Source organism: Hymenobacter siberiensis, assembly GCF_018967845.1.
Taxonomy (GTDB): Bacteria; Bacteroidota; Bacteroidia; order Cytophagales; family Hymenobacteraceae; genus Hymenobacter; species Hymenobacter siberiensis.
The window spans coordinates 1,110,268-1,123,470 of sequence record NZ_JAHLZZ010000001.1; the positions used below are offsets into that span (position 1 = coordinate 1,110,268).

11 protein-coding genes are annotated in these 13,203 nt (G+C 62.1%); 3 read left to right on the forward strand and 8 right to left on the reverse strand.

Annotated features, from left to right (window positions below; genetic code table 11):
* Positions 1 to 10 precede the first annotated feature (10 nt).
* The 7 genes from KQ661_RS04765 to KQ661_RS04795 form a co-directional block, all read right to left on the reverse strand.
* A complete protein-coding gene (locus KQ661_RS04765; RefSeq protein WP_216685798.1) occupies positions 11 to 208 on the reverse strand; it encodes a hypothetical protein in 198 nt (65 codons plus the stop codon).
* Positions 209 to 419: 211 nt separating this feature from the next.
* A complete protein-coding gene (locus KQ661_RS04770) occupies positions 420 to 1,271 on the reverse strand; it encodes a ferritin-like domain-containing protein (protein WP_216679592.1) in 852 nt (283 codons plus the stop codon).
* Positions 1,268 to 1,990: a ferritin-like domain-containing protein gene (locus KQ661_RS04775; protein ID WP_216685799.1), complete on the reverse strand. Its 723-nt coding sequence runs from the start codon at positions 1,988 to 1,990 to the stop codon at positions 1,268 to 1,270. Before KQ661_RS04775 ends, KQ661_RS04770 begins: the two co-directional genes overlap by 4 nt.
* Positions 1,991 to 2,247: 257 nt before the next feature.
* Positions 2,248 to 3,162, reverse strand: a complete 915-nt coding sequence (locus tag KQ661_RS04780; RefSeq protein ID WP_216679594.1) for a ferritin-like domain-containing protein — start codon at positions 3,160 to 3,162, stop codon at positions 2,248 to 2,250.
* Positions 3,163 to 3,189: 27 nt separating this feature from the next.
* Positions 3,190 to 3,942 (reverse strand): ferritin-like domain-containing protein, encoded by a 753-nt coding sequence (locus tag KQ661_RS04785; RefSeq protein WP_216679595.1) that lies wholly within the window; start codon positions 3,940 to 3,942, stop codon positions 3,190 to 3,192.
* Positions 3,943 to 4,208: 266 nt separating this feature from the next.
* A complete protein-coding gene (locus KQ661_RS04790) occupies positions 4,209 to 5,090 on the reverse strand; it encodes a ferritin-like domain-containing protein (RefSeq protein ID WP_216679596.1) in 882 nt (293 codons plus the stop codon).
* 34 nt (positions 5,091 to 5,124) lie between these two features.
* Positions 5,125 to 5,880, reverse strand: coding sequence for a ferritin-like domain-containing protein (locus tag KQ661_RS04795; RefSeq protein WP_216685800.1), 756 nt, complete (start codon positions 5,878 to 5,880; stop codon positions 5,125 to 5,127).
* A 269-nt stretch (positions 5,881 to 6,149) separates the two neighbouring features.
* Between KQ661_RS04795 and KQ661_RS04800 the strand changes: the two genes are divergently transcribed.
* The 3 genes from KQ661_RS04800 (at position 6,150) to KQ661_RS04810 (ending at position 9,732) form a co-directional block, all read left to right on the forward strand.
* Entirely contained in the window at positions 6,150 to 7,679 is a 1,530-nt protein-coding gene (locus KQ661_RS04800; protein ID WP_216685801.1) for a BatD family protein, read from the forward strand.
* 188 nt (positions 7,680 to 7,867) lie between these two features.
* On the forward strand, positions 7,868 to 8,947 hold the full coding sequence (aroC, locus tag KQ661_RS04805; RefSeq protein ID WP_216685802.1) for a chorismate synthase: 1,080 nt from the start codon (positions 7,868 to 7,870) through the stop codon (positions 8,945 to 8,947).
* 182 nt (positions 8,948 to 9,129) lie between these two features.
* A complete protein-coding gene (locus KQ661_RS04810; protein WP_216679600.1) occupies positions 9,130 to 9,732 on the forward strand; it encodes a NifU family protein in 603 nt (200 codons plus the stop codon).
* Between the two features lie 397 nt (positions 9,733 to 10,129).
* Here the strand turns inward: KQ661_RS04810 and secDF are convergent, their stop codons facing one another.
* A complete protein-coding gene (gene secDF / locus KQ661_RS04815) occupies positions 10,130 to 13,117 on the reverse strand; it encodes a protein translocase subunit SecDF (protein WP_216685803.1) in 2,988 nt (995 codons plus the stop codon).
* Positions 13,118 to 13,203 lie beyond the last annotated feature (86 nt).

Consider the following 13,203-nt stretch of genomic DNA (forward strand, 5'->3'; position numbering starts at 1 on the left):
CCGCACAGTGTTACACGCCCAAGCTAAGCTCGCCAAACACCCGCTTCAGCACCCGCCGGTAGAGGCGGGCAAATTGCTGGTAGCACCAGGTACGGAAATCAGGTACCTCAATGGTGGGAATTACATTGAGCGCCTTGCGCAACTCTTTCTCAAACAGGGTCTTGTTGAAGCTGACTTTCATCAGAATCATTTTCATGTAGTCTAGCATAGCGGAAGGAAAAAGGACGACGGAATACTGAGCAGATACGCTTCCGGTTATATTAGTGAGCCGGGCTATCTGATATTAAAGTTACTATATATAACTGGTATTTTCATAATACCTGAAGTGCCTGAAGAGGTATATCAGCTGCCCCGATACGCAAAAAGAGCAGCCAGGGCCACTCTTTTCGAATAAAAAGCCAAAATCTTACAACTCCGGCTCAGACGAACAGATTAAGTGCGGTCTGGGCTACTGTGCTGCTTACGGGCTCATCAAAAGCCTCAGCCAGAGCGGGGTCGTGAATAGCCGTATTGGCCCTGATGAGTAGGAACGAAGCGAACGGCACTGGCACCCCCGGCGTCACGTACTGGACGCCGGTTTCCTCGCCGCCGGTGGCGGCAGTGGTCAGGCCCTGCGCGGCAGTGGGTCGCACAATGGTGGCATCTTCCTCGCTGGGCCAGTACTGCACTACCGCGCCCCGGCCCTTGCGCAGCCCCCGAATGTGGGCCGAATGCTCGGCCTCAACGGCGTGAATGCGCAGGGCGGCTCGGAGTAGCTGCGGGTCGGCGATGGTGAAGATGTAGGTTTTGTAGATGCGCACACCCAGGTCTTCCAGCTGCTGGGCCAGGGCCAGGAAGGCATCGTAGCTGGTGAGCACGGCCGGGAACAACTCCGGGTTGGTGGCTACATTATGCCGGCCGCTGAAATCGAACCGGGGCAGGGCCGGCACAATTGCTCCGGCATCCTGGAGGGCTTTCAGCAGCAGGGCGGCGTGCTGGGTCTGGTGGGCCAGCAGGCGCTGGAAATCGGCGGTTTGGGCCGTAGGAATTAGGCCGGTAGCGGCCAGGCCCTGGGTATAAAGCGCCACCTGAGTACGCTCGAGCAAGAGCAGCTGCGTTACGGCATCGTACGACGTATCCGTAGGCGCGGCGGCGGCGGGCAGGGCTGCGGCACTCAGCGGCAGTGCCGCCACGGCGGCGCGGCCCAGCTGGGCCAGCAGGGCGCGGCGGGGGGCCGGCGCGGCAGTGGCTGGTGCGGCCGCCAGTTGGTCGAGAAGGGAAATCAGCTTCATACAGGAACAGCCAGGCCGGCCACGGAAATAACGTAAGGAGCGAAGTAGGGGGCCAGGGCCGCCGTCACTTCGGTAGGGGTTTTGGTGAGCAGCTGGCCGGCGCTGTCCACCACGTCGCTGTTGGCAAACGAGCCGGGCGTGAGCAGGTCGCGCACGGCCGCCGCGTGGCGGGCCTGCACCGATGACATTTTGAGGAGCAGCGTGCGCTTCGGAATGCTGCTGCTGGTGAACAAAGGCAGCAGCACGGGGTAGGCCGCGGCGGCCAGGTCGGCCAGCTGCTGGGCGGCAGCCAGTACGCCGGCGCGGGTGGTCAGCGTGAACTTGCTGAGGCTGAATGTAAAATCGGTGGGCAGCAGTTGATTGATGCCCGTGGGGTCGATGAGGTAGCGGATGGTTTGCTGGTGCACCACTTTATGGTCGCGCAGGTCGACAAAAACGGCGCGCTCGGCGGCGGTCAGGTCGATGGGCGGGGCATCCATCACCTTCTGGTAGAGGGTGGTCTGGGCCAGGGCCATCAGGTAGGCGTAGTACAGCAGGCCCGGGTCGCCGGTTGGCAGCGCCAGCTGGTAGGGGTCGGCGGGGGTGGGAGTAACGGTGGTGGTGGTGCAACCCGCCGCAATCAGGGCCACTGAGGCTGCCGAAGCCGCCGAAACCCGTAGAAACACGCGTCGCCCCAGCGACTGCTCCCGCCAGGCGGGCAAAAAAGTGTGGTCAGACATTGGTAAAGTATTCAAGCCAGCCCGCTAACCCGAGAAGCCGGGTTCCAGCCATTACAAAGGTACTCGCTACCCATCCATTGGTTGCAAAGCCCTAAAAAACAAAGCCCGCCCTGCGGAGGGGCACAGCCGGCCGGCGGCTGAAAAAGTGCTGCTCCGCCGTTGTCATTCCGACGCAGGAGGAATCTGGATAAAGCCAGCAAAAGCTTGCCTCAGATTCCTTCTGCGTCGGAATGACAACGGCTAAGCGGCAACGGTACCTACGCCAGCAGGCCCCCGGCACGGGAGCTATCCAGCACCTCGGCGGCCTGCAGGGGCTCGTCGAAGGCGGCGGCGGCGTCATCCGCCAGGTAGGTGGTGCTGCCGATACCCGTGGTAATGAGCACGGCGAGCTTGGTGCCGGCGGCTCCCTGCTGCTGGTTGCTCTCGGCTGGGCTGGGCCGGGCCGGGTTGTAGGCCGGAATGCCGTAGGTAGTGCCGCCCAGGGCGATGGCCGTCTTCGTGCTGCTGGCCACGCCGCTGGTGTAAGCAGCTTGGAACCGGGCATCGGTGGCCAGGTCGTCGCCGAGGCTCACCCAGGGCTGCTGGCCGCGCATGGTGCGAATGTGCGCCGCGTGCCGGGCTTCGATGGAGTGAATTTGCAGCACCGGCGTGAGGAAATCGGTGCCAATCAGCTCGGCGGCGCGGCCTTTGTAGGCGCGCACGCCGGTGTCTTCCAGCACCTGGGCGTATTTCAGCTGGTCGGCGTAGGTGGCGGGCAGCAGGCTGGGGTTGAAGCGGATGCCCGTGGTGGCCGAGCCCGCTACCGGCGTGCCCCCGGCCGCGATGATGGCGGTACGCAGGTAGGCAACGTGCACGTCCTCGTGGGTTTTGATGACGGTGATGGCATCGAAGGCGGCACCGGCCGGAATCTGGCCGGCGGCGAGAAACTGGCGGTAAAAGTCGGCTTCGAGGAGCTCCAGCGTCAGGGCGTAGTTCAGGATGTCGGTGGGCAGGGAGGCCGTGCCGGCGTAGGCCTTCTGAAACAGCGCGCCCAGGAAAAGCGGCGATGTGGCCAGGGCCGTACGCTGGGCCACGGTGCCCAGCGAGTTGAATACGGCGCGGCGCGAGCTGAAACGGTCCAGTACGTCGGGGTCAGCTTCCGCCAGTAGGTCGATGATGTTGAAGAAATTCATGGCAAAGGAGAAGTCGGAAGAAGAAGATTACTGGCCGATGGTGCTGCCGTTGAGCGTTTGCTCCACGTAGGTCTGCGCAACGGCGAGCACGGCGGTGGGCGTCATCTGGCGGTCGAAGCCGAGCGTATCGCCCGCTTCGTTGGTGGCAAAGGAGCCGGGCAGAATCAGGTCGCGGACATAAGCCGCGTGCCGCGCCTCAACCGACACAATCTGGCCCGCAATGCCCAGGTACACTGCGCTTTTGAACAGCTTGGCCGCGCCGTTGTAGGCAGCCACGCCCAGGTCCTCGAAGGCCTTGGCGGCATCGAGAATGCCCAGCTTGGTATCGGCAGCCGCTTTCACGCGCTTGGTGAAATCAATGCTGTCGAATTTTGGGGTGAGGTCGGGGATGATAGTGCCGTTGAAGTCACGGTTGATGGCCGTGCGCAGAAAGTCGCGGTGAATGGCCTCGTGGGTGGCTAATTTGGCGAAATACGGCACCTCGGCCGCCAGCAGGGGCGAGGCCGTGAGGGCGGCCACCTTGGCGTAGAAGGCGGCTTCGAGCTGCTCCAGGGCATAGGCGTAGTTGAGCACGCTGGCATCGCCGGTGCCGAAGCTGACGTTGCCCGTGGTGGTGCTGGTGGGCGTGGTATTGTCCTTCGAACAGCCAGCCAAAACCAGCGCCGTGGCCCCGGCCGTAGCGCCGGCGTACATGAAGAAGGACCGGCGCTTGATGCGCGCCAGCAGGGGCTGCCCCGGCTGCGGGCTTTGAGGGTCAGTTGGCCGAAGCGTATCGGACATAAAAAAATAGCGTTTGATGAGCAAAAGAAAGGGCAGCTACGAAAGCCGGCGGTCCGGTGCGAACCAGTATGAAAGCCGCCACCAGCCCACTACCTCCGAATACCGAAAAGGATTCTGTAAGGGGATGCCGATACAAAGCTAACTCGTTGTACAGCCCGGAAACGAAACCCCGACTCCGGCGGGCTGTATAAATCGCAAAGCCGGCCCCGCGTGAGCGGAGCCGGCTTTGTTGGAATTCGTTGCTTCAATAAAGAAGCCTTCGTTGGTTAGGCACCAATCAGGCCACCAGCGCGCGAGTTATCGAGCACTTCGGCAACCTGCAGGTACTCGTCGAAGGCCGCTGCAGCATCGCTGGCAGTGTACGTAGCCCCCAGACCAGCTTTGATGTCGACACCCGATTGGGTCGTATTGTTCTCAACTGGGCTGGCCGCCGTGTACGCTGGCACTACAAGGCCAAAGGCTGCCGGGGTCGAGCCGGCCGTCACGCCGCTGGTGTACACGGGGTGGGCGGCCAGGTCGTCGGCGGGGTTCACCCAGGCGCGCTGGCCACGCATGTCGCGGATTTTGGCGGCATGGCGGGCTTCCACCGAGTGGATTTGCAGCGCCACGGTGAGCAGGTCGGTGCCGAGTAGTTCACCGGCGCGGCCTTTGTAGGCACGCACGCCAGTGTCTTCCAGCAGCTGGGCAATGCCGAGCTGAGTGGTAGCAGCCGCACCGCTCTTGAAGGTGGTGAGACCCGCGAATACCGCCGCCTTAAACGTAACGCCCGTGACCGGAGTAGCACCGAGGCCGCTGATAGCGCCGCGCAGCAGGGTAACGTGCGAGTCTTCGTGCTTTTTGATTTGGTCGATGGCAGCCTTATCAGCGGCCGAAGCGTTGGCGTAAGGCGACGAAGCCTTCACCTTAGCGTAGAAGTCCTGCTCGAACAATTCCAGGGCCAGGGCATATTGCAGCACCTCAACGCCGGTGGCAGCAGTGCCAGCGTAAGCCTTCTGGAACAAGGCACCCAGGAACAGCGGCGTAGCGGCCAGAGCCGAACGCTTGGCAGCAGTGCCCAGCGAACCGAATACAGCGCGGCGCGAGTTAAAGCGGCCCAGTACGTCAGCATCCACTTCCGAAAGCTGGTCAATTATTTTGAAGAAATCCATAACAAAAATTGATTACAAGTGAAGGGAAGGGGGATTATTTGCCAACCGTGCTAGCGTCCAGCTTCTCCGTGATGAAGTTTTGGGCGATGACGATGACATCCGTGGGCGACTTCTGGTCGTCGAGGCCGGAAGTAGCATTTACGATGTCGTCGGCAGCAAATGAGCCCGGCGTAACCAACTCGCGGATATAAGCCGCGTGGCGGGCTTCTACCGATACAATTTGTCCGGCAATAACCAGGTAAGCGGGGGTTTTGATGAGCTTGCCGGCGCCGTTATAAGCAGCTACGCCAAGGTCTTCGAATGCTTTGGCCGTAGCTAGGATATTGGTGCGGTCCGTGAATGTAGCAGCCGGGTACTTCGGCGTGAGGCCACGCAGAACCTGGCCGCTGGCGTCACGGGTCAGCGCCGCCTTAAAGAAATCGCGGTGAATGGCTTCGTGCTTAGCTACTTCTTGGAAGTAGGCATACTCGCTGCCCGTGAGGATGCCCTGGGGCAAAGCGGCCACTTTGCTGTAAAAGTCGGCTTCGAGCTGCTCCAGGGCATAAGCGAAGTTCAGTACGCCCACATCGCCCGAACCCAGGCTGATGGCACCGCTGGAAGTAACGCTGTTGCCGGCGGGCAACGAAGGAGTGGCATTGTTGCTGTCTTTCGAGCAGCCGGCCAGCACCAAGGCCGAAGCCCCGGCCGTAGCACCGGCATACATGAAGAACGAACGCCGCTTGATGGGAGTGTATAGCGGCTGAGCGAACGAAGTGTCGTCGGAGCCGCGGGGCTGGAGGTTGTCAGACATGAGCGTGGATTAATTGGGTGAAAATTGAAACCAGCGGAGAGGGCAATACAATCCCGGACGGTGCCAAAAGCCCGTCTGCGAGAAGAAAACCGCTACCGTGAGGTGATTTGTGACCAGATACGGCAATTGCCGGGGTAAAGGATTGATTTGGCCCGCATTTTTTGCAGTGAGGCCGGGATTAGCTTACAAATGCCGAGTATGATTTTGGTCGGAATGGCTGAATTCGGCGCTTTCCGCTACTTTTAGGGGGTGATAATGCGCTAGTGACTATGGGAGGACTTTTTTGGGCATTGGGGCTGCTGCCGGGGCTACTACTGGCCGGACCGGGCCAGGCCCCGCCCAAACTGAGTCCGGCCCCGCCGGCCGCCCAGCCTCGGCCCCCGGCCACCCTGCCGGCCGATGTAGAGCTATTACCTGGGCCAGCCACGCTGCCCGTCACGGGGGTGTTCACGCTGGCTTTCCGGCTGCGCGGCGGTGCGCTCGACAAATACTCAGAGTTTCCGGAGCTGGAGAGTTTCAAGAAAAGCGGCAAAACCAGCACCACCACCACGCGCATTGTGCAGGGCCGGCGGTTTTCCGACCTCACCATTACCCAGCGCTACGTGCCCTACGGCGAGGGCGAAATCATTATCAAGCCCTTCCAACTCACGGTGAATGGGGTGGTGTTGCGTAGCAAAGGGGCCACTGTGCGCGTGGTGCCGGCCGCTCCGCCCAACCCCGGCGCCATCACCAAGCCTGCTAACCCCAGCGCGCCGCTGCAAGCCGTGGCCGACCTGGACAAGATGTTTGGCAAGCCCAAGCCGGTGCTCTACGAAGAGCGGGCCGACCATGCCTTCCTGGCCGTGGTGGCCGACCGGCCGCGCGTGTTTGTGGGCGAGGGCGTGCGCGTGGGGCTGTATTTCTACCTCAAGCCCGAAGACCAGGCCCTGCTGGCTTTCCACGATTTTAACGACCAGCTGCCGCCCCTGCTCCACGAGCTGCACCAGCCCACCGCCTGGCAGGAGCCCGGCCCCGAACCCAGCGTGACCCCCGATACCGTGCGCCACCTGGGCCAGAAATACCTGCGCTTCCGGCTGGCCGAAAACCTGTATTATCCCCTCACAGACCAGCCCCTGCGCTTCCCGGCCCTGGCCCTGACGATGGTGAAGTTCAAGCTTCTGAAAAAGCCAGAGCCCGGCCAGGACAACCGCCTGGCGGGCTACAAAACCTATACTTCGCCCGGCATAGTAGTGGCCGTGCAGCCGCTGCCCTTGGCGGCCCCGGGCGGCCCGTTGGCCGTTGGCCGCTTCACGCTCCAGGAGGCTATCAGCCGGACGAAGTTCCGGGTGGGCGAGTCATTCACTTACACCTTTGGCGTGGCGGGGCCGGGTAATTTGTCGGCGGTGCTGGCCCCGGTGGTGGCACCCTGGCCGGGCCTGGACGTGTACGGCCCCGACGTGCGCGAGGAGCCCGCGCCGGGCGGCGGCCGCAAGCTGTTTCGGTACCGGCTGGTAGCCCGGCGGCCCGGTGTGCTGCCCCTCGATAGTCTGTTGCAGTTGGTCGTATTCAACCCCGCTGTGGCGCGCTACGAGGTGTTGCGCCCCGGCCTGCGGCCGTTGGTACAGGGCGTGGTAGCCACCGTCGAGCCCCTGGCCCGGCCCGAGGACGACCCTTTCTATGGCCCGGCACTGGCCGGGGCCGATACCACCATGCAGTCGCTGGACGTGTACCGCGACGTGCGCCGCTACGCCGACTGGCTGCTCATCGGGCTGGCGGGCGTGGCCGCCTTCGGCTGGTGGCGGGCGGGGCGGCGGGCGTAGTTTTGCGAGGACTTGTGGCTGTCCGCCTGTCATCCTGAGCTCGCGAATGACCTTATCACCGCTTCGCTGTTTGAGTATGCGGCAAGCTGTTCCGGCCTGATTAGGTCCTTGGCTACGCCGACCTTCGGTTAGCAAGCTCAGGATGACAGGCACCAAGTACTAAGCACCAAAAACCAAGCACCCAAAAAATGTCCAATACTTTCGGCTCCCTCTTTCGCATCACCACATTTGGCGAGTCGCACGGGGCGGGCATCGGCGTCATCATCGATGGCTGCCCGGCGGGCGTGGCCGTCGATGCCACCCATATTCAGGCCGCGCTCGACCGGCGACGGCCCGGCCAGTCCGACCTCACCACGCCGCGCAAGGAGGCTGATACAGTGCATATTCAGTCGGGCCTGTTCGAGGGCGTGACCACCGGCACGCCCATCAGCCTGTTCATTCCCAACGCCGACCAGCGCTCCGACGACTACTCGCACATTGCGCACGCCTACCGCGCCAGCCATGCCGACTACACTTACGACGCCAAGTACGGCCGCCGCGACTATCGCGGCGGAGGCCGCAGCTCGGCCCGCGAAACGGCCGCCCGCGTGGCCGCCGGCGCGGTAGCCGCCCGCCTGCTGGCCCATTTCGGCATCGATACCGTAGCTTACGTTTCGGCCGTGGGCGAGGTAGAAGTGCCCGTGGGCTACGAGCTGCTCGATTTAAGCCTTATCGACAGCAACCTGGTGCGCTGCCCGCACCCCGAAACGGCCGTTCTCATGGAAGCTCGTATCCGGGCTGCACAGGCCGCGCACGACACCGTGGGCGGCGTGATTACGGGCGTGGCGCGCCACGTTCCCGCCGGCCTCGGCGAGCCGGTATTTGACAAGCTGCCCGCCCTGTTGGGCCAGGCCATGCTCAGCATCAATGCCGTGAAGGGTTTCGAGTTCGGCTCGGGTTTCGAGGGCACCAAGCTGCCGGGCTCCGAGCACAACGACGAGTTTTACACCGACGCCCTAGGGGCCGTGCGCACCCGCACCAACCACAGCGGCGGCAGCCAGGGCGGCATTTCCAACGGCCAGGATATTTATTTCCGTGTGGCGTTTAAGCCCGTGGCCACGCTGCTCCAGCCCCAGCAAACCATCAATGATAAGGGCGAGGCTGTTACGCTGGTGGGCCGGGGCCGCCACGACCCCTGCGTGCTGCCCCGTGCCGTGCCCATTGTGGAAGCCATGACCCAGCTGGTGCTGGCCGATTTGCTGCTGCGGGCGCGGGCCAACCGGCTGTAACGTGGACGCTGCGAGTCCGCGAGTGGGCGATAGTTAAACGTCCTCTTCCATGCGCGGACTCGCAGCGTCCACGGTGCCTAAAATCGTGTACGTACATTTGCAACCTCCGTCACCCCGTTGTGGTTGTAACTTTGCAGCTGCCGCCACGGCGGCGCTTTCCCCTGATTTTAAGCCCCGAAACCATGTCTGCTGTTTCCATTTATGCCGAAGCCTCTCCCAACCCGGAGAGCATGAAGTTCGTCCTCAACCAAAACCTGCTGGTGGATGGCGTGAGCGTGGATTACCCCAATCTCGAAGCCGCCACCAACTCGCCGCTGGCGCAGGAGCTGTTTGGCTTCGACTACGTGGGCCGCGTGTTCATCGCCCAGAACTTCGTCACCGTCACCAAATCCCAGCCCGAGCTGGCCTGGACCCAGCTCATTCCCGAGCTGCGCCAGTTCCTGAAAAGCTACGTGGAGGCCGGCGGCCCCATTTTCCTCGTCGACCCCGCCGCCGAGCAGAAAGCAGCTCAGGCCGCCGTTGCTGGCGACCCCACCCAGCAGGACGGTCAGATTGCCCAGAAAGTCATCGACCTGCTCGATAACTACGTGCGCCCCGCCGTGGAGCAGGACGGTGGCAACATCACCTTCAAAAGCTACCACGAAGGCATCGTGACTGTGAACCTGCAAGGCTCGTGCTCCGGCTGCCCCTCGGCCACCGTCACCCTGAAATCCGGCATTGAGAACCTGCTCAAGCGCATGGTGCCCGAAGTGCAAAGCGTAGTAGCCGAAGGCATTACGGTGTAATCTGCGTTATCCGGCTCAATATCAGCCAGAAAAAGCCCCGACGTCCGCAAGGTCGCCGGGGCTTTTTCGTTTGTATCGACCGTGGCGAACAAACACACGGCTGGCCCACCTCATCAGCCGCAAAGCGGCGATACGTTGGTAGTAGTAAGCTGAAAACAGCGCAGAGCCGCAAAGCGGCGGCACTCGCCCACGACAGTGGTGCCGCTACTTTGCGGCTTAACATCCGCCAACAACATGTCGACTACCAAGGTGTCGCTGCTTTGCGGCTAATGAAACGGCTCAACCGCGTGTCCGGCAGGCACAAAAAAAGGCTGCCCGAAGGCAGCCTTTTCTCAATAGGGTCAATCGAAATAATCAGCCACGAAATCCGAGGAATCCGTTTAATCCGCGGTTCAGACTAAACCGTGGTGGTGCTCAGCTTGGGGGCGTCGCCCGAGAGGTTGCTCACGTCCTCACCGGCGGCGAGGCGCTCACGCTCCTCTTTCTTGCCGTAGGTGTCGAGGATAATCGGGGTGGCGATGAACAGCGACGAGTACGTGCCGAAAATCACGCCGATAATCATGGCGAAAGAGAACGAGCGCAGCGTTTCGCCACCGAAGATGTACATCACGAGTACCACCAGGAATACCGTGGTGAATGTAATCATCGTCCGCGAGAAGGTCGAGTTCAGGGCCGGGTTCACCACCTGGGCGAAGGTCAGCTTGGGGTTTTCGCGCAGGTACTCGCGGATACGGTCGTAAATCACCACCGTGTCGTTCATCGAGAAGCCGATAACCGTGAGCACGGCGGCCACGAAAATCTGGTCCATCTCGTAGTTCGCCCCGAAGAGGCGGGCAATCGGGAAGGCCGCGATAACCAGCAGCGCATCGTGGAACAGGGCCACTACGGCTGCCATCGAGTACTGCCACTTATCGAAGCGGAACAGTACGTACACGAAGATGCCCAGCAGCGTGAGGCCCAGCGAGAGCACCGAGGTGCGCTTGATGTCGTCGGCAATGGTCGCGCCCACTTTCGAGGTCGACTTGATGGCCGGGGCATCGGCGCTGTACTGCTGCAGGCCCTGGTTGAGGGCGGCCGTTACCTTGGCATCGGCGGCGGCGCTTTCATCCTCGGCCAGGTAGCCGGTGGTGATGCGCAGGCGGTCGGGCGAGCCGTACTGCTTCACTTCGAGGCCGGCATCCTGGAACGCGGGGCGGATTTTATCGGCCACGTCGGAAGCCACCATCGTTTTGTTGAAGTCGACTACGTAGGCGCGGCCCCCTTTGAAGTCCACGCCCAGGTTCGGGCCACCCTGCACGTACATCAGGCCGAAGCCGATGATAATGAATACGGCCGAGAATGTGTAGGCAATTTTGCGCTTGCCCACGATGTCGAAATTCAGGTTTTTGAACAGGTTGCGCGAAATCGAGGTGCTGAACGTCATCGGGTGGTTCTCGTTGCCCTTCACCATCCACTCGATGATGAGGCGCGACACGAACACGGCCGACAGGAACGAGGTAAGCACACCAATGCCGAGCGTGATGGCGAAGCTCTGCACCGGACCCGTGCCGAAGAAGCCGAGAATCACAGCAATCAGCATAGTCGTCACGTTCGAGTCAAAGATGGCCGAGAAGGCCCGCGAGTAGCCTTTGTTGATGGCATCGGTGAGGCCGAGGCCGTGGTCCAATTCCTCTCGAATCCGCTCAAAAATCAGTACGTTGGCATCTACCGAAGTGCCCATCACCAGAATCAGACCGGCGATGCCGGGCAGGGTGAGGGCCGTGCCGAACTGCGCCAGCACGCCCAGAATCAGGAAGATGTTGAAGAGCAGGGCGATGTCGGCTACCACGCCGGCGCGGCCGTAGTAGAGGGCCATGAAAATCATGATAATCACCACGCCGGCCAGCGACGAGTACAGGCCCTGGTTGATGGCTTCCTTGCCGAGCGACGGACCTACCACGGCCTCTTCCACGATGCGCGTGGGGGCGGGCAGCTTACCGGCCTTGAGCTGGTTGGCAAGGTCCTGGGTATCTTCGATGGTGAAGCTGCCGGTGATGCTGGTACCGCCGCCCGAAATCTCGCTCTGCACCACGGGGGCCGAGCACACGTAGTCATCCAGCACCATGGCTACCTGCTTGCCGATATTGGCGGCGGTCATCTTCTGCCACTTACGGGCGCCCGAGGGCGTCATGCTCATCAGCACTTCGGGCTGGCCGTTCTGGCCGATGTCGGAGCGGGCATCGCTCACTACCTCGCCACCCAGGGGAGGCACGCCATCGCGGGTTTTGCGCACCGGAATCAGCTCCAGGTACTCCTGCTTGTCGATGGTGGTGGGCTTCAGGCTCCAGAGCAGGGCCAGGGTGGGGGGCAGGGTAGCCTTGGCTTCGGGCGAACGCAGGATGGTGTTCATGGCCGAGGTATCGCGCAGATTCACGCCCAGGCGGCCGGGCATGGTGAAGAGCTTGGCCAGCGCCCCGGCCTTATTGGCGGTGGTCGACGAATCAGCGGCTGTTTTGCCGGATTTCTTGGCGAGCTGGGCGGCCAGTGAGGTCGAGTCGCCGGCGGTGGCGGTAGCCGTGGTGTCGGCGAAAGCCGTGGCGGTGGCGGGGCCGGCTTTGGCAGCGGCGTCCCGGGCTTGCAGCTGCTTGTCGAGGGCTACCAGGTAGGGGCCTACTTCGTTTTGGTTCCATACTTCCCAGAACTCCAGCTTGGCCTGGCCTTGCAGCAGTTTGCGTACACGGTCGGGGTTGTCTACGCCGGGCAGCTCGATTTGCAGGCGGCCAGTGCCTTTCACCCGCTGAATGGTGGGCTGATTCACGCCGAACTTATCGACGCGGGTACGCAGGATGTTGAACGAACGGTCGATGGCTTCTTCTACTTCCTTATCAATCGCGCCAATCACCTTCTCGTTCGAGGAGTTGATGTCGATGTTGCGGCTCTTGTTGGTGGTGTTGGCAAAAATGCGGGCCAGCGGCTGGCCGGGTGCGTTCTGCTGGTAAGCCTGGGCAAACAGCGCCGTGAAGGGCGTGCCCGAGTTGGTTTTCTGGGCTTGCTGTGCCTGCTCCAACGCTTTGTTGAAGGCGGGGTCCTTGCTGTTGCCACTCATGGCGCGCACAATTTCCACCGGCGAAACTTCCAGCGTTACGTGCATGCCGCCTTTCAGGTCAAGGCCGAGGCCGAGCTCGCTCTGGCGCACCTCGCGGTAGGTGAAGGGGCCGAATACGGGTGCCCGCCACACCGAGTCGAGGTAGTGCTGGCGCTGGCCTTCGTCGAGTTTGCCGTCGTGGGTGGCGTAGGCCACGGCCTTCTGCTGCACCCCACGCGAGATGTAGGTGAAGAACAGGAAGTACGCGCACAACGCCGTGACGACGAGTGTGAGCGCGATGATTAATCCTTTGTTACGCATTATCTTAGGAGGGTTGAGTTTTGAATGTTGAGGGTTGAATTCCCAGAGTTGAAATCGGAGAGTAAGCGAAGCGAAAAAGAAAAGGG

Bases quoted from the DNA above. Each gene is read 5' to 3' on its own strand.
- KQ661_RS04800 (WP_216685801.1), top strand. From the start codon at position 6,150: ATGGGAGGACTTTTTTGGGCATTGGGGCTGCTGCCGGGGCTACTACTG.
- KQ661_RS04780 (WP_216679594.1), bottom strand. From the start codon at position 3,162: ATGAATTTCTTCAACATCATCGACCTACTGGCGGAAGCTGACCCCGAC.
- KQ661_RS04810 (WP_216679600.1), top strand. From the start codon at position 9,130: ATGTCTGCTGTTTCCATTTATGCCGAAGCCTCTCCCAACCCGGAGAGC.
- KQ661_RS04765 (WP_216685798.1), bottom strand. From the start codon at position 208: ATGCTAGACTACATGAAAATGATTCTGATGAAAGTCAGCTTCAACAAG.
- KQ661_RS04785 (WP_216679595.1), bottom strand. From the start codon at position 3,942: ATGTCCGATACGCTTCGGCCAACTGACCCTCAAAGCCCGCAGCCGGGG.
- KQ661_RS04790 (WP_216679596.1), bottom strand. From the start codon at position 5,090: ATGGATTTCTTCAAAATAATTGACCAGCTTTCGGAAGTGGATGCTGAC.
- KQ661_RS04775 (WP_216685799.1), bottom strand. From the start codon at position 1,990: ATGTCTGACCACACTTTTTTGCCCGCCTGGCGGGAGCAGTCGCTGGGG.
- secDF (WP_216685803.1), bottom strand. From the start codon at position 13,117: ATGCGTAACAAAGGATTAATCATCGCGCTCACACTCGTCGTCACGGCG.
- KQ661_RS04770 (WP_216679592.1), bottom strand. From the start codon at position 1,271: ATGAAGCTGATTTCCCTTCTCGACCAACTGGCGGCCGCACCAGCCACT.
- aroC (WP_216685802.1), top strand. From the start codon at position 7,868: ATGTCCAATACTTTCGGCTCCCTCTTTCGCATCACCACATTTGGCGAG.
- KQ661_RS04795 (WP_216685800.1), bottom strand. From the start codon at position 5,880: ATGTCTGACAACCTCCAGCCCCGCGGCTCCGACGACACTTCGTTCGCT.